Raw genomic sequence first — 26600 nt, forward strand, 5'->3', positions numbered from 1 at the left:
GCGGGCGCTACGCGCCCTTGTCTCCATCAAGGCAATGTGGCCCTTCAATAGGCCGCTTCCCAATGTGCTACGGCCCGGAATTTATTGCCAATGCCGTGCAGCAATGGCTGGCGAAGATCGGCGTGAAGACGCTCTACATCACGCCCGGCAGCCCATGGGAGAATGGCTACTGCGAGTCCTTCAATGGGTCGATGCGCGATGAGCTCTTGAACGGAGAAATCTTCTACACTCTGGCTGAAGCACAGATCCTGATCGAAGCCTGGCGCCGGCATTACAACACCGTCAGGCCACACAGCTCCCTGGGCTATCGGCCGCCGGCTCCGGAAGCGGCGACGCCGCCATGGCTGCCCTCCGGTTCCGCTTCGCTCCACCTGCGGCCAGCCATGGCGCCAGAGCCGGTTTTACACTAACAAATATAGCGGACCACTCAGTGGGGGCCGGTCAGGCTGGCTTGATACGAACTGGCCTTCCATGCCGAGAGGACCAAGCTGCTTTTTTTTTGCGGCCGTGATGGGGAACAAAGATGCGAAGGGCATTTGGGACATTATTGTCTTTGCAGAATCGTCAGGAAGCGAGAAGCACGCGCCGTTCCCGCGTCTGCCGATCGGCTTGGAGAGTGGTGGCTTCATCGTTGACAGTAATGGCGGCTCTAGTCGCAACGCAGTATATCATCGGCGAACACTCTGCCGCCATCGCTTCCAGCCACAGCGCGTCTGCAAACGCGGAGTGTCAGGGCGCAGATGGCCTAACCTTTTTTTGCGGCCTGCCAAATCCAGAGGATCTGGTATTGCTTCCCGGCGGACGGTGGATAGTAAACGGCCAGTACCAGCCGTCGCCCGTGGCCGGCGAGCGCGGTCCGCTTCGGCTGATTGACACGAAGACACGCAGCTGGCGTCCCGCCCAGCCAACGGTGCGCAAGCCTGCAGGCGCGCGCTCCCGCTCGCAAGACCAAGTTTTCTTGGGTCTGGGCAGGTGCCCTTCTCCCCCAAACTTCAACGCGATCGCGGCACATGGTATAGGTTTGCGGCATCTTCGGTCCGGTCCGCCGATGATCTACGTCATCAACCATGACACGACGGAGCGGATCGAAGTGTTCGAAGTGCATCGCTCGCAATCCCGCCCGCAATTGAACTGGGTAGGCTGCCTGGAAACGCCTGCCTCGCTACATTTCAATAGCGTGGCGATCGCGCCCGATGGGACTATCTATGCAACGGTCCTTTTGGCGCACGGTCAGTTGTCACGCAGTTTGCAACAGGGATTGCCGGTCGGAGCGGTGTACAGGCTCGTCCCGGGAGCCACCAATTTTTCGCGGCTCCCCCTGTCTCTATCCGGGCCGAACGGCATCGAGATTTCGCGCGACGGTCGCATCATCTACATTTCAGAGATGGGCAAGAAACGCATCGTCGCTTATTCCACTGACGATTTTTCCAGGCCGATCGGAATTGCAAATCTGGGCAAAATCTGGCCGGACAACCTGCACTGGGGCGCCAACGGTCTGCTCGTCACGGCAGGTATGGACCAGAACAAATGGAATCCCGGGCCCGAGGACACTCGATGCCCTAATGGCGTTGATCCTGATTTAGCCGCAGCGAAGCCATGCGGACGCTCCTATTATGTCGCGTCGATCAACCCGCGCACCTTCGGAACTTCGGTGATCGCCACAGGCGAGGAGCTCCCGGAATTCAGCAATCTCTCGGCGGCGACGGTGGCGAACGGGTGGCTCTGGATCGGTACGTACCGGGGCGATCGTCTCGCCTTTCGGCCACTGGCGGAAAGGCGATGAGCCGGATCGCAACGCAAGCTTGAGAAAAGCCTGCTTGCCAGCCGATGCGGAACGGCCAAGCCGTGCCGAAGCAACCGGATCGGATTCGGTTTCGGTTCAAAGATTGACCATCAACAAGCGAGGTGACTGACTTGCAACAACGTTCGATAATCATCACGGGAGCCTTCGGTTTCCTCGGGTCGGCGGTTAGTGCCGCCTTCGCCCGCGACGGATGCGCCGTTGCGCAGGTCGACTTCGCTGCCGCGCCTGCTTCGGCCGATTCATCGGCCGTCCTGTTTGGAGGCATCGATCTCTCCCGCCACGGGTCGGCGGAACACGTCGTCGGCGAGATCATGCGTGTCCACGGCGGCATCGATGTCGTGATCAATATCGCTGGAGGTTTCCTGTGGGAGACTATAGCGGACGGAACGATCGATAGCTGGAAACGGATGTTCGAAATGAACGCGCTTTCAGCCTTCGCAATGTGTAGCGCCGTCCTGCCGGCACTCCGCTCAAGGCCTGGGGCGAGAATTATCAACGTCGGTTCCGCCAGCGCCGTCCATGCTGCTTCCGGCATGGCCCCCTATGCTGCGTCGAAAGCGGCAGTTCACCGGCTGACAGAGAGCCTCGCGGCCGAACTGGCCGACGATGATATAACGGTCAACGCGATCCTTCCTGGCATTATCGACACGCCCGGCAATCGCGCCGCAATGCCCGACGCCGATCACGGGAAATGGGTCACCGCTGGAAGCATCGTCGAAGTAATCCAGTTTCTGGCGTCGCCTGCTGCGCGGGCCATCACTGGCGCGCTAATCCCCGTCACCAGGGGGACCAGCTAGCCGACAACCCCTCGGCGGCGGTCGGGGCCATCATGCCTCAGCCTTCGCGCGAAATTGGGATCCCCGTAATGCAAATCCCCGCGCCGTCAGCCTGATATGTCTTATTGAGGAAGATCAGCACGGATGTCAGCGCTTCGGCAGCGGCCGAATTGGCGAGGGCGCCGCCGTGAAGCCCGCGAAGTCCCATATCGAGCGCAAGCGCGATCACCCGGTCACGCGCGTCTCGCTCGTCTCCGAAAACCAGCACGTCGCATGCGACTTCGTCGTCCGTCATGAGCTTGTGGGCCGCCACATTGTGGAACGCCGATACGACTGTCGCCTGCTCCCCGACCAGCTGCTGCGCCCGCAGCGCAGCGCTCCCTTCCTCGGGGAGCTGAACCCGCATAACCTTCGGGGGCACGAGTGGCACAGTCGTGTCGATCAACAGTTTGCCCTCAAGCAAGGAGGCGACTTCGCTGAGTGTCGCAGCCTGCGCCGCAAAAGGAACGGTCAAAAAAACGACATCGGCAGCTTGAACCGCGGCGAGATTGTCCGCGCCCTGAAGGCCAAATCCGATTTCGGCGGCGACGCGCTCGGCGCTTTCGCGGGAGCGCGATCCGATGGTCACATTCCGCCCGGCTTTGGCAAGCCGGCGTGCAATTGCGGCTCCCAGATTGCCTGTTCCACCCAGGATCGCGATACGATCGTTCATTAGATATTCCTTTCCTGCTCCCGGCCTTGCTCGCGCACTGCCACACATATCGACAATGGCGCTGCGTCAGCTGGCGACAGCCTCCGCCCGTTCGGCCACTCTTTCATATTTCGTCGTACGACGGACGAGGTCGCGCCCAGCCGCACGAGCGATGTCGCGCATCGCCACTGGGTCGCAAAGCTGGCCGTTCACGCCGCCGGCCGCACGCGTGATCGATTCATCCATCAGGATTCCTCCAAGATCATTCGCTCCGCTGCGAAGCGCCTGAACAGCTCCATCGCGGCCGAGCTTGACCCAGCTCGCCTGAATATTCTTCACGAACGGGTTGAGGGCGAGCCGGGCAACGGCGTGCATCAGCAGGGCTTCACGGGCGCTCGGCCCGGAGCGGGCGCGCCCCTTTCGCCATATGGGCGCTTCCATGTGAACGAAGGGCAGCGGCACAAACTCCGTGAAACCGCCGCTCTCCTCCTGGAGATGGCGGATCGCGAGCAAATGATGCGCCCAATGGTCGTATCCATCGACATGACCGAACATGATCGTCGCGGTTGACTGGAGACCAACCGCATGGGCAGTCCGCATCACGTCGAGCCACTCCCGCGCGCTGAGCTTGTCGGGACAGATCAGCGCCCGAACGTCATCATGCAGAATTTCGGCTGCCGTCCCCGGCAGCGTTGAAAGGCCCGCGTTCTTGAGCCGGCCGAGATAAGTGGCGAGCGATAGTCCCAGCGTGGCCGCCCCATGACTGATCTCGAGGGGAGAAAAGGCATGGATATGGATGCTCGGCGCCGCCTGCCGAACAGCGCGCAGCACCTCAAGATAGGTGTTGCCATCATAGTCGGGATGGATGCCGCCCTGCAGGCAGACCTCGGTCGCGCCGCGCTCTGCGGCTTCGGCCGCGCGGCGTCCGACTTCCTCATAGTCGAGGCGGTAGGCCGGGCCTCTGAGTTCGCGCGTGCTGCCCTTCGAGAAGGCGCAGAACCCGCATTTATAGAGGCAGATATTGGTGTAGTTGATGTTCCGGTTGACGACATAGGTCACAGTGTTGCCGACGACCTCTTCTCGAACGGCGTCGGCCGCCTCGATAACGTCGTCGAATTCCGGTCCGTCGGCAGCGAACAGCCGGGCAATCTCCTGCGCATCAACCAGTTCACCACGCTCGGCCTTCGCAAGCAGCGGCATGATGGCTGACGCCGCCGTCGGCCGTATCCACGACGCCGCCGCAGTCATCGGTGTGACGCCGCCCGCGCGCCAGTTGTCGGTCAAGGGGAGCCCGCGCGCATCGACACTGCGCCGCACGATCCTTGCCATGTCGGGTGCGAGCCACTTGTCCGGCGCACCCGCGTGGAGTGGGCCGATCGCGAGTCGCTGGCGCAGGATCCGAGAGGCGGCGGAGGTCTCGCGTTCGAGCAGGTCGAGATGGGGCCAGGGTGCTTCCGGATTGACATGATCGGGCGTCAATGGAGAGACGCCGCCCCAGTCGTTCACTCCCGCACGCAGGAGCTGCGCCAGGTCTTCGGGGCGATGAAGATTGGGCGGCGCCTGGATGGTCATCTTCGGCCCGAGAATCAGGCGGGCGACCGCAATTGTCCAAAGATGATCTTCGAGGGCGGGCTCGGGATGGTTGCTCATCCGCGTACCTGGCTTCGCCCGGAAATTCTGGATGATGACTTCCTGGATGTGCCCGTGGCGCCGATGGATGTCGCGGATCGCGAACAGGGCCTCGACACGCTCTTTGCGCGTCTCGCCGATACCGATCAGAATACCGGTGGTGAACGGAATGCGGGCGCGCCCCGCAGCTTCGATCGAGTCGAGACGAACCTGCGGATATTTGTCGGGTGAGCCGAAATGCGGACCGCCCCGCTCGGAAAGACGATCCGAAGCCGTTTCCAACATCAGGCCCATCGAGGCGGTGACCGGGCGAAGGCGGAGATAGTCTTCCTCTGTCATAACCCCCGCATTGAGATGCGGAAGCAATCCGGTGTTATTCAGGACTTCGCTCGCCGCAGCCTCGAGATATTCCAAGGTCGATTGATAGCCCTGCTCGGCGAGGTAATCCGACGCAGCGGAATAGCGCATCTCCGGGCGGTCGCCCAAGGTGAACAGTGCTTCGCGGCATCCTGCGGATGCACCGGCGGCGGCGATGTCGATTGCTTCCGCGATCGAGAGATAGGGTGCGCTCGAACGGGATGGTGTTTCGGCAAAGGTGCAATAATGGCAGACGTCCCTGCACAGCTTCGTGAGCGGGATAAACACCTTGCGTGAATATGTGACGACCGGCCCGAATCCCTCCAATGTCAAGCGTTCGCTTCGCGTCATCAGCTGGTCGAGTGACGTCTCGCACAATGCGATCGCGGCTTCGTCGAGCTCGTCAATATTGGAACGCATCTGCAGTCCTCTTCCATCTGGCATGTCGCGACCATGTGAATGGACATGATCGGCCGCCTTTCGTCCTTGCGATGCCGCTGGAGGCTCCACGCGTGGAAATCGAACTCCACGCATCACCGCAGTGGCGTAGACCGGAGCGTGCTCCGACCTAGTCTGTGTGGGTGTCTATCGGCCCTCTTGACGAGGGTTGGGATGCCACATCGCACAAACGCCTGCGGATCACGCCAAGGCAACTTACTTGACGACCTTCAATCTTCTTTTTTTATTTCGCTGTCAATCAAGATCGCGCGCGCGAGCAGAAATGGCTGCGCGCATCAAAAAGCGGCTCCGCCGTAGCAGGCCTCTGGCTGCATACATGCGGAGAATATCGCTATTTTGGGACGTAGATTGCTTTGGTCTGCGTGAATTCGAGCAGACCCTCGCGCCCATTCTCGACCCCGAATCCTGACTGTTTGAATCCGGAAAAAGGAACGTGCGCAGCGACTTGGCGGTTCTGGTTTATCCAGACCGATCCAGCGTTCAATCGCTGTGCGACGTCCAAAGCACGCTCGACGCTTCGCGACCACACTGAGCCTGCAAGACCATATTCGCTGTCGTTGGCGCGCGTGATCACCTCCTCGACGTCGGAGAAGCGCAGCAGCGGTAGCACAGGTCCAAAGGCTTCTTCGCGGACGACGGCCGAATCCTCGGGAGGATTGTCCACCAGCGTCAGCGGCAGGAAGTAGCCCGGGCCCTCGGGAACGGCGCTGCCGCGGAGCAACGTCAGGCCGGATGCTTCGGCTTCCTCAATTAGAGCCTTGACGCGGCGATACTGGGCCAGATTTTGCAACGGACCGTGCGTCACCCCTTCCCCGCTGCCGTCTCCGACCACGGCTTTATTCGCGAGCGCGTGCAGGCGGTCGCGCACGGCTTCATAAATGTCCTCGTGGATATAGAGGCGTTTTGTCGCGATGCAGACCTGGGCGGTGTTGAAGAATGCGCCGGCGAACATCGCCTCGGCCACTTCGTCGGGATCGGCGTCGGCAAGGACAATTGCGGCGTCGTTACCGCCCAGTTCCAGCGTGATCCGCTTCAGGTCGTTCGCCGCGGCCGCCATGACGCGCTTGCCGGTGGCCGTGGACCCGGTGAAGGAGATCTTTGCGAACCCCGCATGCGAAGACATCAACGGACCAAGAGCGTCGTCACCGGACAGCACGTTAAATACGCCCGGCGGCAAGATATTGCGGGCCATTTCGCCGAGCTTGAGCGCACATAGCGGCGTGTAGGGCGAGGGTTTGAGCACAACCGTATTGCCCGTCAATAGCGCCGGGGCGATCTTCCAGATCGTCAGCAGAAAAGGGAAATTCCACGGGACGATCGCCGCCACCACGCCAAGCGGCACATGATGTACCTCGACCCTTCGCGATTCACTGTCTTCGACCGTATCGACAGGCACCTCTTGCCCTGCAACGGCGCGCAGCCAAGCTGCGCCGGCCTTGATTTCGCGCGTGGCAAGCGGCGTCGGCCGCCCCTGTTCGCGCGTGAACAAGACGCCCAAATCGATTGCACTGGTCTCGATAGCATCGGCCAGCAACAGCAGCACGCGCCGCCGCTCAGCAACGGGCGTATCCCGCCAAGCCGGAAAAGCGTCTTGGGCGGCTTCAACTGCCTTGTCGAGAAGCGCAGCATCGGCGGCGGGAGCATGGGCGAAGACGGCTTCGGTTGCCGGATTGATCACCGCGACCTTGGCTTCGGTCGCGATCGCCCGACCAGCAATCGTCAGAGTGAAATCGTCGTCGAAGGTCATACTAAATCCTCGAGGCGCGCTGAACGCGAAAAACAGTCCTCAACAGAGCGAGCCCCGACTGCAGTCGGGGCTCGCTTCGCGCAATCAGACGCCCCGCCGAGGCTGCCTGCACCTTAGAAACGCACGGTGGCTTCCGCGCCAAATGTCCGCGGCGCACCCCATGTTCCCGTCTGCTGAAATGCCGAAGTCTGAAAGAAAGCGGATGTCTTGTAATCGGTGTTTCCGATGTTCTTGATAAAAGCGCGCAATGTGAAGCTTTCGTCGTCCGGGCTATAGGAGATGAAAGCGTTCTGCAGGCTGTAAGGCTTTTGCGACAGAAGCGGGGTCGCAAACTCGTCGTAGAATACCCGGCCACTGAAGAAGGACTCGGCCCGGAAGGTGACCTTGCCGGCCGTTCCCACGTCGAGGTCATATTCGAGGCCGACATTGACCGTATAATCGGGCGCGCGATTCAGCCAGTTGCCCTTTACATTGACCAGTGTCGACGTTGCGGCCGAACCGCATGCGCCAAGAAACGCGGTGTTATTGCAGGTCGTAAAGTCGGTATATTTGGCGCTTTGGAGCATGCCGGCAACGTCGAGCCTCAGATTGTCGGCGATGACCGCCTGCAGCTGCGCTTCCACGCCGTAAATGCGCGAGGTGGCCGCGTTGCGGACCCGGAAGACCGACACGCCATTGACCAATGCCGCGCTCTGCACCTGCAAGTCGCTATAGTCGTAATAATAGCCGGCGACATTCAGCCGCACCCGGCCGTCGGCGAACTCGCTCTTGATGCCGACTTCGCCGCCTTCGATCTTTTCCGGTTCATAGGGATTCACTGCAGTAACATTGGATGCGAATCCGCCCGACTTAAAGCCTTTGGAGTAGGTCGCATATGCCATGACGTCCGGTGCCAGGTCGATCTGGACACCGACGCGGGGAGTCCAGGAATCGAACGCGACATCGCTGGTGGTTGGAGGCAGGACAGTCACGACGGTTCCATTGGCGAGGGTGATCGCGAAGGACTGGAGCGCCGTCTTCTTGTCGTGATTGTACCGCAGCCCCGCGATCAGGCGGATATTGTCGGTGACCGAGAAGGTATGGTCCGTGAAGAAGGAATAGGACCGTGCCTTTTGAAAAGTGTGGAAGCCGAGCGTGCCGGTCGAGAAGATCTGGAGGTTTGTCGTCAGGTCGACATCGTCGTAAAAATAGAAGAAGCCGACCAGCGATTTCAGCCGGTCATCGAGCAGGCTTGCATTGAGATTGAACTCCTGGGTGAAGGTTTTCGAATCGGTGACCTGAACCGTGGGCCCTCGAAAAGGCGCAGTCGCGCTGCCGTCGGAGTCGATGACCATCAGCTGATTGTAATCCTGATAGGCGCTAATCGACTTCAACGAGACGTTATCGGAAATTTCCCAGTTTATCGTACCAATGCCTTGATAATATTCGCTGTTCAGCTTGGCATCGACATCGGTGTAGACTTCATGGGCTTCATAGCTCTGCGGATTGCTGGCCGCCCTGATTGCCGGATCCAGTGAGGGCGCAAAGGGGAAGAAGGCTGTCGAGGATTTGGTGTTCAAGGCCATCCCTTCGAGCGAGACGGTCAAACGTTCTGTCGGTTTGAACTCGACGATCGCCCGGCCGCCGATCACGCGATATTCTTCCAGCCGGTCTTTCGGTGCATTGGCATTGAGAACCCGCGTAAAGCCCTTCCGCTGATTGTCATACAGTCCGGTCACGCGAATACCGACCTTGTCTCCGAGCGGGCCGGAGACGCTACCGGAAACCCCATATCGCTCGTAGTTGCCAACCCGGCCGGTCAATTCACCTTCGAGCTCGTCGCTCGGTCCCCGGAGAACATAGTTGACGGCGCCACCCGTGGCGTTCCGACCGTAGAGAGTGCCCTGGGGGCCGGCGAGAACCTCGACGCGCTCCAAGTCGACCATCGCGACGTCGATGCTGCGCGAACGAGGCTGGTAGGCGCCGTTGACATGAGTCGCCACCGACGGGTCGTCGGTGCCCGACGTCAAGCCGGTGCTGATCCCGCGGAGCGTAATCAAATTCGTGCCGAACAAATTGCCGACGACGAGCGATGGAACCTGGCCCTGCAGGTCAGATAGGCTCCCGATCTGCCGCAATTCCAGAGCTTTTTCGTTCAACGCCGTGATCGAAGCCGGAACATCTTGAAGGTTCTCGGAGCGCTTCTGCGCCGTCACAACGATTTCCTCCACCCCCGTGGCAGCAGTGTCGTTCGGCGCGGCCTGAGCCATAGCATGGGGAGCCGTAGCAATAAGCGAGACCATGCTCGCAGCGGCTAAAAGGCCCTTCTTCGTCAGCTTTTTCATGAGTCTTCCCCTCTCCCGCCAAGCCCGTATGGATGGCGATTATCCGATCACTTCACCGTGATTTCGGTTGCGAACGACATGCCACCTCACTTGTGGGTCGTCAAGCTTTACCTTGACAGACATCAAGTAAAAGTTACCCTTTCCCTGAGCACCGCGGACGTCGGCCGTGTAAAGAAATGGGAGAATATTGTGGCAGAAATTGATCTTTTGATCCGTGGCGGCCAAATCGTCGATGGCACTGGCGCGCCTGCATTCAAAGGAAATGTGGGTGTGCGAGACGGGCGAATTGCCTATATCGGAGTCGACGAGCCTGACGCCCTAGAAGTGATCGACGCCACCGGTCGATTCGTTACACCCGGTTTCATCGATACCCACACCCATTACGACGCTCAACTGACTTGGGACCCCTATGCGGCGCCGCATTCGCTGCACGGGGTAACCACCGTAATTTGCGGGAACTGCGGTTTCACGCTCGCTCCGATCCATCCGGCGTCGAAGGATTATCTGGTACCGATGTTCGGCAAGGTCGAAGGCGTGCCTCTCGAAAGCCTTGAAGAGGCGCTGGACGCGAATTGGTCCACAACAGCGGAAATGCTCAACTATTTCGATGGAAGGGTTGGCGTCAACGTGGGATTCATGACCGGGCATTCGACTCTGCGCGCTTATGTGATGGGAGAACGGGCTGTCGCCGGAACGCCGACGCGCGACGAAGTGGAGCAAATGAAGGCCTTGCTTCGTCAGTCGCTCGGTGAGGGATCGCTCGGTTTCTCCTCGAGCCACGCAGAGACCCATACCGACCACCATGCCGATCATGTGCCGTCCTATTATGCATCACATGACGAGCTGCTCGAGCTCATGTCAGTCGTTTCGGAATTTGAAGGCACCTTTGCCGGTTATGTTGGCGGTGTGTCGGGCAATCCCTCTCTGGAAGACGCGCAGCGTCTCGCTGAAGTCTCGCTCGCGGCAAAGCGCCCCTATAGCTGGCCGGCCATTTTTCCAAATTCGCAATCGCGCGAGAAGCAGCTGGAAAAGCTCGCCAGCGTCGACGTCGCCCGCAAAATGGGAGCCGATGTCCGGCTCCAGGTGATGTCCATGCCGACGTCGCTCCACATGAATTTCCTCACGGGCCATACGCTCGACCAACTCCCCGGCATCTGGCCGTCGCTCTTCGCCCTTCCGCCTGCAGAGCGCATCGAGCGCTTCAAGGAGCCGGAAACAAGGCAGGCCATGGAGCGCGACGCGCTCGGTGCCGCCGAATATTTCCGTTCGCGGCTCGTTTGGGGAAACATGAAAATCGCGAATGTGGATTCCCCCGCCAATAAAGCCTTCTTCGGCCGGATGACCGGCGAAATCGCGTGCGAGCAAGGCAAGAGCGATTTCGATGCGCTTCTGGATATCGTGATCGAGGATCGGCTGGCGACGCTTTTGATGCCGATGGCGCTGATCGACGAAAGCGAACAGGCCTGGAAAGAATTGGTCGAATATGTTCGCGACGACCGCGGTATCTGGGGCGGCGACGATGGTGGCGCGCATGTCGATATGATCGATTCCTATTCGCACGGCACCCGATTCCTCGAGAATGCAGTGCGCAAATATGGCTTCATCTCGATCGAGGAAGCCATCAACGCCTTTACCAAGCGCCCTGCCGAATTCATGGGTCTGCGCGATCGCGGCGTACTGACGCCGGGCGCTTGTGCGGATATCGTCGTCTTCGATCTCGAAACCGTCGGCGTCGGGGACACCGAGTTTCGTAGCGATCTGCCTGCTGGGGGTCGCAGGCTCTACACACCGTCGCGCGGCTTCGACTATGTGATTGTGAACGGCAAGACCATCGTCGCGGGCGGGGAATATACCGGCCTCACCCCCGGGCAGGTATTTCGCTCAGGTCGGGACACATATACGAAGGCCCTGACGGCCGAAGCCGCGGAGTGAGCATCCGCACCGGTGGCTGCCTCTGCGGGGACGTTCGATATTTTATAGCGGACGTACCGGTCCGCCAGGCGATATGCCACTGCCGCCATTGCCAGCGGCAGTGTGGCACGGCGTTCTCGGCTCTCCTCATCGTTCCGACAACGGCGCTCGAGGTGCAAGGCGACACGCGAATCTATCTAGATCGAGGCGACAGCGGCAATACCGTCAACCGCCACTTCTGCGGTCGCTGCGGCTCGCCGATATTCACGGCGTTACCGAGCAGATCCGACAGTCGCTTCATCAAGGCGGGCACGCTCGATGACCCCCAAATCATGGCGCCTGAAGTTCATGTGTGGTGCGAAAGCGCGTGGCGCTCAACCCCGATCCCGGTAGCTGCAAAGACCTTCCCCAAGGGCCCCTCCCAAGCCCGAAAGGCAGGAACGGGAGCTCGCTCCTCAGCGATCGACTGACGCCAGCCCTTGCGACCGGCGAGGGTCTATCGCCTCCCGACCTCGGGCCGGCCGGACGCGGCTGCTGACGTCGGTTCGATCGCGCCCCAATCGGCTGCGTAAATCGGATCCTTCGGGTGGAACTGTCCCCAATTGGACATTTCCGGAGCCTGCATGATGTCCCAGCCCGGCTCTGCCACGATCTTTCGATTCCAGTCCCAGATGCATGTGCGGGCCAGTACGCGCCATTCTCCGTGGCGCCGCTCGCACAGGTCGCGGTATCGGCCGCCCAGGAACTGGTGCTTGGGATCATCCTTATATGTCGTGACGACCAGAAACATGCTCTCGCGCTGCGCCCGGTCGCCATCGAGTTCGATAAGGACATTGCTGAGGTGATGATTGCAACTCACAAGCGCTTCCCGCGACTTGATAGCGACCTCGCACCATTCATGGGCGTTGCCCGCAAAACGACCATGGTCGTCTGTCCCATCGGGCCAGTAGGTCGATTTCATCAATTCAATGTCCATGCGGTCGATCGCGCGGCAGTAGGTCATCATATTTTCATAGAGCGCCTGCTTGTCGAGCAGGTCTTCGATCCGCTTGTCCATAACCGTCTCCAGCCTGATGTTTCAGCGTGGTGCCATGCGGATGGCTCCGTCCAGCCGGACATCCTCGCCATTGAAATAGCCGCACGTGATCATGCATTCGGCGAGCTGGGCAAACTCATCGGGAAAGCCCAATCGCGCGGGAAAAGGCACGGTCGCCGAAAGCTTGTCGATCGCCTCTTTGCTTGCCCGGGCAAACAAGGGCGTTTCGAAGAGGCCGGGCAGAATCGTGTTGACCCGGATGGCGTCGCGCGACAGGTCTCGTGCGATGTTCAGCGTCATACCCACGACGCCGGCCTTGGAAGCCGCGTAACCGACCTGACCGATCTGCCCGTCTTCCGCAGCGACCGAAGCCGTGTTGACGATAGCGCCGCGATCGCCGTCCTCGAGCGGATCGAGCGTCAACATGCCGGCAGCGCTCTTCGTGATGCAGCGGAATGTGCCAATGAGATTGATACGCACGATCTGCTCGAAATTATCCAGCGGATATTCCCGGATTTCGCCGGTTTCCCGGTCACGTGAGACCGTCTTCGCCTTCCCGCTGCCGACGCCTGCGCAGTTCACCAATATCCGCTCCTGTCCGATCACTGCGCGCGATTTGGCGAAGCCCGCGTCGACCGATGGGGAAGAGGAGACGTCCACTTTACAAAAGACGCCGCCTAGTTCCTTTGCCAAAGCCTCGCCGCGCTCGGCGTTAAGATCGAACAGGGCAACCTTGACCCCATGGCCGGCAAGACGGCGAGCGGTGGCCTCGCCAAGGCCGCTGGCGCCGCCGGTGATGACGGCCGCGATATCGGTTCCAAGTTTCATGAGATCCCCTGGGGCGCCGCCGTGCTGGCCGTGTCGCGCTTTTGGTTAAGGCTGATGATTCGCTCTTCCCGCAACTGCGATCGGCGCACCTTGCCGGCGTCGTCGCGAAGCGGTTGATCGGTGAATTCGACGCTGCGCGGAAGTTTATAGGTCACCAGCCGCCCGCGCAGAAACTGTAGCAATTCGGACTGGTCAACTGTCTCACCGCAATCTGTGCGCAACCGGACAATCGCGTGGACGGAAGCCCCGAGGTCTTCGTCCGGCAGTCCAATCACCACGGCCCCGTCGACCGCAGGATGTTCCATGATCGCGCTTTCCACCTCGGCGGGAAATATGTTCGATCCGCCGGAAATGATGAGGTCGGTGCGCCTGTCGGCCAGGTAGAGATATCCGTCGCCGTCGAGCCATCCATAATCGCCAAGCGACTCGAAGCCGCCTTCCTCCGCCCGTTGCGGCGCCCCGAGATAATGATACCCCTTGTTCGCCACGGTGGGCTTCAGCCAGATTTCGCCGACCGTATTGGCCGGAACCTTGGCGCCATCTTCGTCCAGGACGAGCACTTCGCAGTTGCGCGGGCGGCCGACCGATCCTTCGTGCGCGAGCCAATCAACACCATTGATCGTCGTCGCGCCCACCGCTTCTGTGCCAGCATAGGCCTCGTTGATCTTCTCCGGACCGAGCCAATCGATCCACGCTTTTTTCAGCCAGACCGGCATTGGTGCCGCCATGTGCCATACGTTACGCAACGTCGACACATCGTATCTCGCCTTGACGTCGTCGGGCAGACGCCAGATTCGAAGCATCATCGTCGGCACGAAATTGACGCTTGCGACGCCCCAGCGATCGATCAGCCGTAAAGCCTCTTCGGCGTCGAAACGCGGCATGGTGATGAGCGGATTGCCATTGAACAGGGCATTGTGCGTCATCGAGAAGGGCGCATTGTGATAAAGCGGCCCCGGGTTCAGTACGACGTCCGCCGCGGCGACCTGAAGATAGGTCGAACCGACCAAATGGCTTCCTGGCTTATGGTCGACGATGATCTTCGGCCGACCGGTAGAGCCACCCGACGACATGGCTTTCCAATAGGGCGCGACGGTCTCGGGCAGGGTCGCATCACTGCCTTCGGCAAGCCCCCACTGCGGAGGCAGGGCACCGAGATGCGCAAGGCGTTCATGGTCGGTCGCAATCACCGCCGCGGGTCGCGCCAAATCCAGCATCGCCGCAAGCTCTGTTTCGGGGATCCGCCAGGACGCAAGATGTGGCACAGCCCCGACTTTCCACACGGCGAACGTCCATTCGAAGAAGGCCACACTGTTGTCGAGAGCCAGCGTCACCATGTCGCCTTGGGATACGCCGTGCGCCAATAAAGCGCGCGCCCGCCGCGTGGAGCGGGCGTCGAGATCGCCCCAGCTCAACGCCGTCTCGCCAATTCTCACGGCGACCGCGTCTTCACCCAGTCTAGTGGCATGGTGGCGCGGAATATTGCCGAGTGGGATGCTCAGCATGGCGGCTCTGCCCTCAAACTCGGCATCTTAATGCTCCTCAAACCGCCGAGGTGATCGTCGTCTTCAGCGTCCCACCCGCAATCAGTTCGACACTCGTTCCGACGGGGGCCCACAGCGTGGTATCCCCGACATCGACCAGCGCAGGCCCCTCGACTCGGTGCCCGGTGCGGAAGTCGGCGGCGGCAAAAACGCGAACGGCCGTGGGATGATCGGGCTGAAGATAGATGTCGCGGCTGCCGATCGGGTTGAGGGGACGATCGGGCTCGGCGGGCGGCGACTGCGGCAGCACGGCGCGGATCGTCTTGCCAATGCCGGTTACCCGCAGCGTGGACAGTTCGATGGGCGTGTTTTCCGTCAGGCTGCTGACGCCGTAATTTTTTGCATAATTGTCGCGGAAGCGCTCGATCATTTCGCCGGAGTCGAGCTTTCCGGGCTCTATCGTCAGCGTCAGCGAGGCATTCTGGCGATGGAAGCGAACTTCGGCCTCGCATAACGCGGTCCGGTTTGCGGGCGCCACATTCTGCGTGACGAGATCTTCCTCTGCGCGGTCAAGCAGGTCCTGCAGAACGTTGCTGGCATGGTCCGTTTCGAGCGGCAAGAATTCATCAACAGCGCGCGCACGCTCTCGCCGGATATCGGCGGTCGCGGCACCATAGGCCGAAAGCACCGAAGCGAGCGCGGGGGTAAGCACCCAAGGCAATTCGAGTTCCTTAGCCATCGCCGTTGCAAATAGCGAACCCGAGCCGCCGAAGGCGATCACGCCATAACGCCGAACGTCGAGTCCACCCGAAGAAATCCGGGCCCGCATCGCCTTGCTCATTTCGGCGAGCGCTATTTCGCGGATGCCGTGCGCTATGCCCATGGCATCCATTCCAAGGCGCTCACCGAGGCGCGCGCAGGCCTGCCGGGCCCCTTCGACATCCAGCGTCATCCCGCCGCGGTTGAACGAGGCGGGATCGATGTAGCCGAGCAGGACCATGGCGTCGGTCACCGTGGCCTCGGTGCCGCCTCGCCCATAGCAGACCGGCCCCGGCGTCGCGCGCGCGGACTGAGGGCCGACGCGCAGGAGACCGCGATCGTCGATCCATGCGATGGAACCGCCACCGGCGCCCACCGACTCCACATCGATCGCCGACTGACCTGTGACGATCCCGCCAATCTCCGCCGTGTGGCGGCGTTCCGGAATGCCGTTCGTCACCACCGCCACGTCAATGCTGGTGCCACCCATGTCGCAGCATATGGCGTCCGGGAGCCCCGCCTTGATCGCGATCTCGCCAGCAGCGACGGATCCTGCCGCCGGGCCGGAGGAAACCAGGGCCAAGGGCGTCAGGCGCGCCTCCTCCGAACTGATCGCGCCGCCGCCGGAGTGAAGCAGAAGCATCGGACAACCGAGGCCGAGCGCCTTCAATTGCTGCTCCAGCTCCTCGATGCCATCGAGGGCGTCGGCGGTGAACGCATTGAGAACGGCAAGGGTCGTGCGTTCATATTCGCGCATGATGGGACGCAGATCTGCCCCGCTGAAAATCGGCATGGAGGGATATTTTGCCCTGATCAGAGCAACCGTCTCCTCCTCATGGGCCGGATTGCGAAACGACCAGAGATAGGAAACCGCGATGGCATTGACGCCATTGCGGTCGATCAGATCCGCCACGGCTGCGAGAACCTCGTCGGCGTCCAGAGGCCGCAATATGTTACCACTGCGATCAATCCGTTCATCGATGCCGCGGACAGCCTCTGGCTCCATCGGCATCCAGAAGCGTTCGATCCAGCCGTCCTGCACATCACGATGATTGCGCATGGAGTGCAGGTGAAACTCAAAGCCCTTGGTCGTGAGCAAGCCCACCGTTCGGCCACGCTTTGTAGCGAGGACGTTAGTGACGGCAGTCGTGCCCAGGCCGAACCTGACGACCCGGGACATCAGCTCGCCCGGCGTAAGCCCGGCCTGTTCGGCGAGCATCGTACAGGCGCCCATCACCCCGTCGCTGAAGCGGGCGGGGTTGGTTGGCGATTTGGCGCGCCAGGTGGTCTGTCCATCGCTGCACACCGCATCGGTAAAAGTGCCGCCGACATCGATGCCTATCACATAGCCCGAGGTGGTAGGCGCATCGCGATTAGCGCCAAGATTAGCAGCATTTTGCAAAAGATTACTCCCAATTCAGACCAACTCCCTCCCACACGCACGACAGCGGCGCTCGATGGAGGTCGGCAAAATAACCCGTCTTGGGAAGAGCGACGCCTTGATCGCAAGCGCCAATTTCCGGCTTTTTTGCCGGGTGTAGCTCGGTCCGCATTGCTGAGCCGAGGCATCCCCTTCCCGTCTTCTGGTTTTGCAGCGAGCATAGCCAAAAAATATCATCGGTCAATTTAAACTTGACGACTTGCAAGTATATATATCAAGCCATGTTTCGCCCGTCGGCCCCCTTGCGCAGCGCCTTCTGGCATCGACATTGCACCCGGCGGAGCGCCTCTCTCCGGCTACTCGGCTGCTTCCATGACCAATGCCGCTTCGGCCCACCGTTGCGGAACGGAGGTCGAGCTGTAAGCTGATCCAACCGGGGCGACGTCCACCAGCAGGAGATGTCCGGTCGCGGGATCGAGATAGGCAATGATATCCACGTCCGGGTGCGTCGTGACGAAATTATGGATTCTCGGGCAGCCTTCCATCCAGTGACCCGGACTGAGGGCCAAAGGTGCCCCCGAACGACTGCTCACCGCAACCGATCCGCGCTGCTCGACGCCAGCCGCAATCGGGCCACACATCCCTTCCGCCGCTGCCTGCAATCTTGTTGTCCAAGTCAGCGGGTGCGGGGCCGGCTCCGCCGCGGCGAGTCTCCGTGCGAGGATTTCGTCGCGCTTGAGGCCGGTTGCGGCGGGATCTCCGACCACCACGCCATAAACCCGCTCGGCCTCATCGGCGGAAAACAACCCGCGTGACACGTCGCGCTCGACCAGTTCAGCCTCGCGCAGGAGCGGGTCGCCCCAACCGCCACCATTGCTGACGCTCAGCATCAGCGTATCGCCCTCATCGAGATGAATGCCATCCTGATGGCACGCCAGCGGCTCGACCCGCCCGTCCGCCGAGCGGCGGACCTGGAACCGGGTAATACTGCCTGGCATTCCGCCGGCCGACCCGGCGATCGGCAGTCGCTCGCGATTGCCCATAATCGTGAGGCTCAATTCGCGGGTGCCGTCCACGGTAAACGCGAAGGATGTGGGACGGCCTGAGCAAAATTCTCCGGCCCCTCCCGTACCGGTGCGAAGCTCGCGGCGTTCGAATTTGATGGGATACCAGGATTCCATCACCTCGACGTCGACGAGGTCGATCAGCTGCCCGTTTCCGACCAGTTCACGAGAAAACTCGATCCCATCGCGATTATGCGCCGCCGATGCTCCGCCAAGCGCGCCTTCCAGCATCAGCCATCCCTGCGGCTCGCCCTTCAGGCCAAGACCGGAGAGGGTGTGCAGCGCCGACCCCGAGCTCGAGGTCGGGCCGGACAGGTGGCTGCGGGCGCGCGAATTCGGCGACGCGGCAATAGCCAGGTTGAGAGCGCGAACGGCCACTTCCATGGCATTTTGCCCCACTTCCAGATGCGGCCCGCCGATCGGCGCGGGAGGCTGCGCATCGAGAATGGAGCCCGGATCGGTCACGACCTCGAAAGCCCGGAACAGGCCCTCGTTGAATGGCAGGCCGAGTGCGAGATAGGGCGCCAGGCCCACGCCGAGCAGACTCTTGATGACATCGGGCTTGGAATTGAAATAATGTTTTGTCTGCGGCGAGGCGCCCCGGAAATCGAAAATCAGGCGTCCGTCCTCGACCGTCAGCGCGCACGGCACGTGAAAGAATTCCTCGGTCCATTCGGTCCAGCTGCGGGTTGTGTAGACGCCGGGTTCGAGCTCCGCCACGCGGCGGCGTACCTCGGCCTCGGTAAGATCCGACAATGTCTTGACCGCTTCCCGGAAGACATCTTCGCTGTAGTCGGCGATGACGCGGAGCACTTGATTCTGGACAACCGTGGCGCCGGCGATCAGCGAGCGCATATCCATTTCGACGACGTCGGCAAGACGAACATTGTTGCGCAGGATCGCCCAGATGTCCCCCTGTTCTTCGCCGCGCCGGAACAGACGGATGGGCGGCATGCGGAAGGCTTCCTGATACACTTCGGTCGCTGACGTTGAAAATGAACCCGGGACCATGCCGCCCATGTCCATCATGTGCGCCGATGCGCCAACCCACGCTGCCAGCCGCCCTTCGAGGAAGATAGGAATATGGACGATCACGTCCTGAGCATGGAGACCGCCGCCATTATAGGGATCGTTGACAAGAAATACGTCACCCTCGGCCACCGTGTCTCCGTGGCGCTCCTTGATGACCCGGATGCCCTTGCCGCCGATGTGGAATGCGATCTGGACCTTGCCACCGCCAACGATCAGATCCCCTTCGGCGCTGTATATCGCGCAGGAGCAATCTTTGGATTCGGCGACCACCGGACTGATGGCGTTGCGGATGATCGTGCGTGCACCATCGCCCGCGATGGCCTCGAATTTGCAGCGCAGCACCTCAAGAAGAATCGGATCTATCATGCCTTAGGTTCCTCGGTGATTTCGGCTGGACCCGGCGCAGTGGCCGCAATTCCGTCCGAAAACGTCTACCCATTCAGCGAGCAGCGATTGAACTTGCGATCCATCGCGGCCTCGTTTTCACACAGCTAAATGATGTCTGAGGGCACCAGCTGTCAAGCATTTACTTGACGAGTATCAAATATAAGGCAATCACACATCTTTGGAGAGCCGGCCGGATCGCAACGCAAGGATTGCGGAAACAAGGTGCCGGTGCTCGTGGGATGGGAGAAGATTGGGACATGCTGCCCCCGCAACAAATCGCCGTAATCGTCGGCATCGGCGAGATAACCGATCGCAACCGCGAACCAGCTGAAGTGGCCGAGCCGACCGAGCTCATCGCACAAGCATTGCGCGCCGCCGGTGAAGACGCGGGCGAAGGATGGCTCGACCGTCTTGATTCGATCGACCTCGTCGCGCTGACGAGCTGGCGTTACCTCGATCCGGTTCGCGACATATGCACCCGTCTCGCCATTTCGCCGGCATTTGCAACGAATAGCCGGAGGGGAGGAGAAACGCCGGTTCGGCTGCTCTACGAAGCTGCCCTCAAGGTGATCAGCGGCGCGAGCCGCGCCTGCGCCGTGGTCGGCGGAGAGGCTGCCAACGCCCGCGCGCGGGCGCGCAAGGGGCGCGCAGAACTGCCCTGGACGCCCATGCCTTCGCCTGCGGATACCGCTGATTTTCCTGGGCTATCGACGGTCCGCAGCCCGCTTGCCGAACGCTACGATATGCTCGAGCCCTCGCGCATCTATCCCTTGTACGAGACCGCAAGCCAAGCGGCATGGCTTCAAACGCCCGCTGCCGCGCATCGCGAATCGGCCCGGCTCTGGGAACGCTATGCGAGCGTGGCGAGCGACAATCCCTTCGCCTGGATTCGGAATGCGCCCGACGCTGCGACCATCGGGACCATTGGTCCTGACAACCGGCTGCTCAACTGGCCTTACCCCAAGCTGATGGTGGCCAACCCTTCGGTAAATCAGGCGGCCGCCTTCATCGTCACATCACTTGCCGAGGCCCGCGCCGCCGGGGTCGACGAGGCGAAGCTGGTCTATATTCTGGACGGCGCATCGGCAAACGAACCCGACGATTTCCTGCATCGGGACCGTTATGACCGCAGCGCAGCGCAGGAAGCCGTGCTCGGCAATATCGTCGAGCGCGCCGGCGGGGTCGAGTCGATCTCGTTCATGGAACTCTACAGCTGCTTTCCGGTCGTGCCCAAAATGGCGTTGCGTTTCATGGGCATTGACCCCGCGGCGTCGGCACCGAGCGTGACGGGAGGACTAACGTTCTTCGGCGGGCCGCTGCACAATTATATGAGCCACGCGATCTGTGCGATGGTCCGTGCCTTGCGATCGAGCGACGCGGCAACCGGACTCCTTTATGGCCAAGGTGGTTATGTTACCAAGCATCGGGCCGTCCTGCTTGGGACTGGGGCGCCTAAAGCCGCCTTGCCGTCCGACCCTTCGGTTCAGCGAGAAGCCGATGCTCTGCGCGGACCGGTGCCCCTGCTTTGCCCGGATTATACAGGGCCCGCCACGATCGAAGCCTATACGGTGAAATATGCTCGCGACGGCAAGCCGATGGATGGAACGCTGGTTTTGCGAACACCCTCCGGCGATCGGACGATGGCCAGCGTGCCCGCCGATGATAGCGAAACCTTGGCGCTCCTGCAGTCATGCGAGCGCAGCGCGGTCGGGCTGACAGGGACCGTGACGATCGAGCCCGACGGCCGCGCTTGCTGGGCTCCCCTGCTGGGCGGGGCTCGCGAGCGCCGCGAGGTGGCATCGTGACCGATGCGGCGAACGGCCTGCCCTTGGCGGGGCTGCGCGTTCTCGATCTCGTCGAGGGCGCGCCGGGATCCATCGGGCGGCTCTTGGCCGAATGGGGCGCAACGGTCGTCCGGGTCGAGCCGCGCGCAGGTGGTGCGGACCGATATGCCGAACCGCGCATAGGTGAGCTTTCGATTTCCTTCGCCGTCGCAAACTTCGGCAAGGCCTCGGTCGCGCTCGACCTCGATCGGCCCGAAGACCTGGCACAATTCTCGAAGCTCGCACGCTCTGCGGACATATTGCTTGAGGATGCCGGACTCCGCCGAGGGCACGGTGCAGAGCTAGGTATCGAAGAGCTGCGTCGCTCCAATCCTGGCCTCGTCGTTCTGTCGCTCAGCGGTTTCGGGAGGACAACGAGTTTCGCGGGGTGGCAAGCGACCGACCCGGTCCTCCATGCGATGAGCGGCGAACTGTCGCGGTCGGGTCTGCCCGAGCGCGAACCTCTCCTTCCTCCCGGAGACCTCGCGATTCAATGCGCCGCAAGCCAGGGACTGCTCGCCGTTCTAGCCAGCCATTTCGGCAGCCTGCTCGGAGGAGAAGGCGACTGGCTCGACCAGTCACTTCTGGATGGTGCAGCCGCAGCGCTCGATCCGGGTTACGGCAGCTCCGGCAGCGCTGCGCAGGGCGTGCCGGCAAGCAAGTTGCCCCGCGGCAGGCCCGAGGCACGGTTCCAATATCCCATCATCGGCTGTGCCGATGGCTACGTCCGCATCTGCATGCTGGCGCCGCGTCAATGGCAGGCGATGTTCGACTGGCTGGGCCGCCCCGAAGAATTTGCCGATCCGATATTCAACACGCTGCGGGCGCGTTATAAGTCGAAGACGCTGATCCCGCGTATCGCGACACTCTTCGCCGGCAAGACCAGCGCTGAATTACAGGTTGAAGCGCAGAAGCGCGGCATTCCGCTTTCGCCGGTCGTTGCGCTGGATCAGGCTTTGTCAGCGCCGCAGTTTGCCAGTCGAAGCGCCTTGGTCGATGTCGAAATCGCGAGCGGTGTCGTCGCCACCGTGCCCAATGGCGTGGTCGAGTTCGACGGAATTCGCGCTGGGCTGGCCGGTGGCCCACCGGCGATCGGAAGTGGGCAGGACGCCATCATTCAAGGCTGGCCGACGCGCCCTGCCCGCCCGCCAATCGATACCACCCGCAGCGCAGGACTCCCCCTTGCGGGACTGCGAGTCCTCGACTTGGGAGTGATCGTCGTCGGTGCCGAGACAGGGCGGTTGCTCGCCGATCTCGGTGCGGACGTCATCAAGATCGAAAATGCGAGCTTTCCTGACGGAAGCCGTCAAACCCGCGGCGAGCCGATCAGCGTTAGCTTCGCCGTCGGTCATCGAAATCAGCGCAGTCTCGGCCTCAATTTGCGGTCCGAAGAAGGGAAAAATCTGTTTCGCGACCTGGCGGCAAAAGCGGATGTAATCCTTTCAAACTTCAAGCCGGGGACATTGGAATCGCTGGGCCTGGCGCCCGAAACGCTGCTCGCCATCAACCCGCGGCTGGTCATCGTCGATAGCTCGGCCTTTGGCCCCACCGGTCCCGAAAGCCGTCGAATGGGCTATGGTCCGCTGGTTCGGGCGGCTGCGGGATTGAGTATGCAATGGCGTTATCCGGACGACCCTGCGAGCTTCAGCGATGCTCTGACGGTCTATCCGGATCATGTCTGTGGGCGAATTGGCGCCGCCGGCGTCATCGCGCTGCTACTGCGCCGGCTGCGAACGGGTGAAGGCGGCACATTGAGCATCGCCCAGGCCGAAGTCATGCTGGGACATATGGCACCCGAGATCCTGCGAGTCTCGGCGCAGTCCCAGGGGCATGATGTCGGCGCGCACGAGCTACCCGATGTGCCTTGGGGGGTCTTCGCTTGCGCTGGCGAAGACGAGTGGTGCGTCATTACCGTTCGCGACGATGTGGACTGGCAAGCGCTCTGCCGCGTACTTGGGCGCGCCGATCTGGCCGCAAACGCGGCCCTCACCGATCGTCGCGGACGGCTCGAAGCCCGGGGGGTCATCGAAGCCGCGCTACAGGACTGGCTTTCCGACCGCACGCCCGACGTGGCTGCGCGCGCGCTGCAGGCCGAAGGCATTCCGGCGGCGCCCATGTTGCGCGTGGCAGACTTGCCCTCGCACCCCTATTTCCGCGAGCGCGAATTTCTTCGCCTCGTCTCGCATCCTCAGATCGACGAACCCTTTTACGCGGAGAATTTCGTGTCTCACGCGCAGCGGTTGCCGAGGCCGCCGCAATGCCCCGCGCCATTGCAGGGCGAGCACAGTATCGCGTTGGTCAGGGAGTTGCTCGGGCTTGACGAGCGAACCATCGAAAGGCTGATTGACGCCGGGGCGCTTGAAGTCGCCGGACAAGGGGTGGTCGGGGCGAGTCCGTAAGCAATGAATCCCTCGCAGGTGTACGGGCCACATCAATCAGACAATATGATAATATCCGGAGAGAGACATTGACCTACGCCGCAAGCGAAGCCGCCTCTGAACCTTCAGGCGAATTCCGACAGAATTGGGCCCTGATGATCGCGTCGGTTTTCGGTTGCGCTCTGGGCATGGCCGCGATCGCGACCCATTCGATCGGCCCGTTCATAAAGCCGATCGAGGCGGAGATGGGCTGGAGCCGCACGGCCATCCAAGCTTCGCTCTTCTTCGGCCAGGCGCTCAGCGCGATCGGCGTCATCTTCACCGGGATTTTGCTCGATCGCATGTCGAGCCGATCGCTGGCTCTGATCGGCATGGCCGGCACCGGTATGGGCTTCATCATTGCGTCGTTCTCGGACAACCTGATGTTGTTCTACGCCGGTTATGGATTGGCAGCATTGATCGGGTCGGGCGCTGGATTCATCATCTGGTCGCGCGCGATCGCCGCACGCTTTCATAAAAGGCGGGGGCTCGCACTCGCGATCGCCCTTTCCGGCACCGGCATATCGGGAGCAGTTCTTCCGCCAGTGCTGGTTTGGACCATCGCGACTTATGGCTGGCGGATGGGCTATATCGCGCTTGCGGCTTTTCCGTTGCTCATTGCGCTGCCGGTCATTTTCTTGCTGTTCCGCCCGAACGACGACGACATGAAGGTGGCTGGCAAGGACTTAGCAAAAACGCTGCCGCAGCCGGTGCGGACGATCGATATATTCTCCAATTACCGCTACTGGGTGATCCTGGTTTCAGTGTTCTGCGTTTATTTTTCCGTCGTAGGGATCCTGCCCAATCTGATCCCGGCACTGACCGATGCTGGCATCGCGGCCGAGCGCGCAGCAATGGCGCAGGTCGCGCTGGCCCTCGCTATGATCGTCGGGCGGTTGCTCGTAGGTCATCTTTCCGATCGCTTCTGGGCTCCTGCGGTGGGAGCGCTATTCCTTACGCCGGCGGCCCTGGGCTGCTACCTCCTGATGGCAGAGCCGACCTTCCCGATTGCGATCATGGCGGCTATCCTGATCGGCGCTGCGACGGGAGCCGAGGTCGACCTGATGGCGCTCCTGACCTCCCGATATTTCAAACCGCATTACTTTGCGCGCACCTATTCCTACCTGTACGCAGCCGTTGCCATTGCCGGGGGAACGGCCCCGATGGCGTTTGCAGCCATTTACGATCGAACCGGCAGCTATGACAGCAGCTTTGTCACCGCCTGCATCATGTTTCTGATTGGCGGGCCGTGTCTGTTATTGCTCGGCAAATATCCCGAGCACGCGCAGCCAAAGCACCCAGAGGCGGCTCCCGCCCCGGCTGAGTGATCGGCGGGGAGCGCCAAATCAGAAGCGTTCGATCACCAGGGCGGGTGCCATGCCACCGGCAGCGCACATCGTCACCACGCCACGCTTGAGATCCTGTCGCTCGAGCTCGTCGAGCAAGGTGCCAACCAGCATGACGCCGGTCGCGCCGATCGGGTGACCCAGCGAGATACCCCCGCCGTTGACGTTCACCTTCTCGCGATCGAGCGAGAGGTCGCGGATGAATTTTTCCGGCACGACGGCGAAGGCTTCGTTGACTTCCCACAGGTCGATGTCCGCCGGGGTCAGCCCGGCTTTTTTGAGGACTTTCCTGGTAGCCGGGACCGGAGCATTGAGCATGAGAGTTGGGCTGTCACCCATTTCCGCCATCGCAACAACGCGTGCGCGGGGCACAAGGCCATGCGCGCGGGCATAGTCGGGCGACGCCAATAATAGACCGCCAGCGCCGTCCACAACGCCCGAAGAATTGCCCGCGTGGTGAACATGCTTGATGTCGAGGTCGGGATAGACCTGCAGGATCAGATCGCCGAACGTGGTGCCATCGTCATCGAAAGCCGTGTTCGCCGCATCGGCGAACGAGGGGGCGAGCGCCGCCAAGCCCTCTCGCGTGGTTTGCGGCCGCGGATATTCATCATGGTCCAGCGCCAGACTTCCGTCTTCGTGGTGGACGGCAATCAGCGAGCGATCGAAACGCCCTTCGGCAATCGCCCGCGCGGCCCGCTGCTGGCTCTGATAAGCGAGTTCATCGAGCGCTTCGCGGTCGATCCCCTCCAGTGTCGCGACGGCATCGGCGCAAAGTCCTTGGTTCGTCTGCGGGTGGCGCGCACGCAGGCGCCGATTCCCGGCGTCGGGCAGCGATGGAACGGCAGGATCGCGGGGCAACAATTTGCGATAGGACATGAGTTCGGCGCCGCCAGCGATGTTGAGATCCTCCATCCCGGCCATGATCTTGGCGGCGCAAAGGCCCACCGCGGTCAGGCTCGATCCGCAAAAGCGGTGGATAGTTATTCCGCTCGCGCGGGGATCGTAGCCGGCGTCCAGCGCGGACATCCTGCCCAGATCATTGCCTTGCTTGCCTGACTGCTGGCCGTTGCCCCAGATAATGTCGTCCACGTCCGCGGTATTGATACCGGTGCGGTCGGCAAGCGCGCGCAGGACTGCGGCGCCAACTTGTTGCGGATGGATATCGGCGAGTGCCCCTTTTCCGATTTTGCCGATGCCCCTCGGGGTCCGGCAGGCATCTATGATCCACGCTTCCTGCATTGTCCTGCTCCCTTGCCAAGAGGCCGTTTGGCGCGATTCCTGTCACGCTTTCGGTCACTTTTTTCCATGCGATCCGGCCGAGTCCGCCCTGAACGCGTAACGT

The 26600-nt window shown here is 61.6% G+C and carries 17 protein-coding genes and 1 pseudogene; 8 read left to right on the forward strand and 10 right to left on the reverse strand.

From position 1 onward, the window contains the following. Positions 1 to 71: 71 nt before the first annotated feature. The 3 genes and pseudogenes from C3E99_RS13035 to C3E99_RS13045 form a co-directional block, all read left to right on the forward strand. Positions 72 to 410: pseudogene (locus C3E99_RS13035) on the forward strand (integrase core domain-containing protein); the annotation flags it as partial. Positions 411 to 1048: 638 nt separating this feature from the next. After that, positions 1049 to 1783 (forward strand): SMP-30/gluconolactonase/LRE family protein, encoded by a 735-nt coding sequence (locus C3E99_RS19800; RefSeq protein ID WP_158682293.1) that lies wholly within the window; start codon positions 1049 to 1051, stop codon positions 1781 to 1783. 131 nt (positions 1784 to 1914) lie between these two features. Continuing rightward, complete coding sequence (locus C3E99_RS13045; RefSeq protein WP_104960374.1) at positions 1915 to 2601, forward strand: SDR family NAD(P)-dependent oxidoreductase; 687 nt, start codon at positions 1915 to 1917, stop codon at positions 2599 to 2601. Positions 2602 to 2638: 37 nt separating this feature from the next. On the opposite strand, the gene npdG is transcribed toward C3E99_RS13045, so the two are convergent. The 4 genes from npdG to C3E99_RS13065 form a co-directional block, all read right to left on the reverse strand. Next, the gene (npdG, locus tag C3E99_RS13050; protein ID WP_104959874.1) at positions 2639 to 3292 is read right to left on the reverse strand and encodes an NADPH-dependent F420 reductase; all 654 of its coding nucleotides are present in this window, start codon (positions 3290 to 3292) and stop codon (positions 2639 to 2641) included. Between the two features lie 66 nt (positions 3293 to 3358). After that, a complete protein-coding gene (gene cofH / locus C3E99_RS13055) occupies positions 3359 to 5677 on the reverse strand; it encodes a 5-amino-6-(D-ribitylamino)uracil--L-tyrosine 4-hydroxyphenyl transferase CofH (protein ID WP_104959875.1) in 2319 nt (772 codons plus the stop codon). 370 nt (positions 5678 to 6047) lie between these two features. Beyond that, positions 6048 to 7463 (reverse strand): aldehyde dehydrogenase family protein, encoded by a 1416-nt coding sequence (locus tag C3E99_RS13060; protein ID WP_104959876.1) that lies wholly within the window; start codon positions 7461 to 7463, stop codon positions 6048 to 6050. Positions 7464 to 7576: 113 nt separating this feature from the next. Further along, on the reverse strand, positions 7577 to 9787 hold the full coding sequence (locus C3E99_RS13065; protein ID WP_104959877.1) for a TonB-dependent receptor: 2211 nt from the start codon (positions 9785 to 9787) through the stop codon (positions 7577 to 7579). 189 nt (positions 9788 to 9976) lie between these two features. Between C3E99_RS13065 and C3E99_RS13070 the strand changes: the two genes are divergently transcribed. Both C3E99_RS13070 and C3E99_RS13075 read left to right on the forward strand, forming a co-directional pair. Further along, positions 9977 to 11719, forward strand: coding sequence for an N-acyl-D-amino-acid deacylase family protein (locus tag C3E99_RS13070; RefSeq protein ID WP_158682295.1), 1743 nt, complete (start codon positions 9977 to 9979; stop codon positions 11717 to 11719). Continuing rightward, entirely contained in the window at positions 11716 to 12168 is a 453-nt protein-coding gene (locus C3E99_RS13075) for a GFA family protein (protein WP_104959879.1), read from the forward strand. Before C3E99_RS13070 ends, C3E99_RS13075 begins: the two co-directional genes overlap by 4 nt. A gap of 26 nt (positions 12169 to 12194) precedes the next feature. Here the strand turns inward: C3E99_RS13075 and C3E99_RS13080 are convergent, their stop codons facing one another. The 5 genes from C3E99_RS13080 to C3E99_RS13100 all read right to left on the reverse strand — a co-directional run bounded on the left by C3E99_RS13080 (position 12195) and on the right by C3E99_RS13100 (position 19648). Continuing rightward, positions 12195 to 12755 (reverse strand): nuclear transport factor 2 family protein, encoded by a 561-nt coding sequence (locus C3E99_RS13080; RefSeq protein WP_104959880.1) that lies wholly within the window; start codon positions 12753 to 12755, stop codon positions 12195 to 12197. Positions 12756 to 12776: 21 nt separating this feature from the next. Further along, positions 12777 to 13562 (reverse strand): SDR family NAD(P)-dependent oxidoreductase, encoded by a 786-nt coding sequence (locus C3E99_RS13085; RefSeq protein ID WP_104959881.1) that lies wholly within the window; start codon positions 13560 to 13562, stop codon positions 12777 to 12779. Beyond that, entirely contained in the window at positions 13559 to 15067 is a 1509-nt protein-coding gene (locus tag C3E99_RS13090) for an AMP-binding protein (RefSeq protein WP_104959882.1), read from the reverse strand. The genes C3E99_RS13085 and C3E99_RS13090 overlap by 4 nt, the downstream gene beginning before the upstream one ends. Positions 15068 to 15104: 37 nt before the next feature. Continuing rightward, entirely contained in the window at positions 15105 to 17207 is a 2103-nt protein-coding gene (locus C3E99_RS13095) for a hydantoinase/oxoprolinase family protein (protein ID WP_104959883.1), read from the reverse strand. A 335-nt stretch (positions 17208 to 17542) separates the two neighbouring features. Then, positions 17543 to 19648 (reverse strand): hydantoinase B/oxoprolinase family protein, encoded by a 2106-nt coding sequence (locus C3E99_RS13100; protein WP_104959884.1) that lies wholly within the window; start codon positions 19646 to 19648, stop codon positions 17543 to 17545. Between the two features lie 278 nt (positions 19649 to 19926). Here C3E99_RS13100 and C3E99_RS19805 point away from each other — a divergent pair, with 278 nt between their 5' ends. The 3 genes from C3E99_RS19805 (at position 19927) to C3E99_RS13110 (ending at position 25237) form a co-directional block, all read left to right on the forward strand. Then, positions 19927 to 21474, forward strand: a complete 1548-nt coding sequence (locus C3E99_RS19805) for an acetyl-CoA acetyltransferase (RefSeq protein WP_158682297.1) — start codon at positions 19927 to 19929, stop codon at positions 21472 to 21474. Further along, a complete protein-coding gene (locus C3E99_RS13105; protein ID WP_199775011.1) occupies positions 21471 to 23891 on the forward strand; it encodes a CaiB/BaiF CoA-transferase family protein in 2421 nt (806 codons plus the stop codon). Before C3E99_RS19805 ends, C3E99_RS13105 begins: the two co-directional genes overlap by 4 nt. Before the next feature lie 68 nt (positions 23892 to 23959). Then, positions 23960 to 25237 carry an MFS transporter gene (locus C3E99_RS13110; protein ID WP_158682299.1) on the forward strand — a complete coding sequence of 426 codons (1278 nt, stop codon included), beginning with the start codon at positions 23960 to 23962 and terminating at the stop codon, positions 25235 to 25237. 18 nt (positions 25238 to 25255) lie between these two features. On the opposite strand, the gene C3E99_RS13115 is transcribed toward C3E99_RS13110, so the two are convergent. Then, positions 25256 to 26497 (reverse strand): acetyl-CoA C-acetyltransferase, encoded by a 1242-nt coding sequence (locus C3E99_RS13115; RefSeq protein WP_104959887.1) that lies wholly within the window; start codon positions 26495 to 26497, stop codon positions 25256 to 25258. Positions 26498 to 26600 lie beyond the last annotated feature (103 nt).

This window comes from Sphingopyxis sp. MG, from assembly GCF_002953155.1.
Classification (GTDB): Bacteria; Pseudomonadota; Alphaproteobacteria; order Sphingomonadales; family Sphingomonadaceae; genus Sphingopyxis; species Sphingopyxis granuli.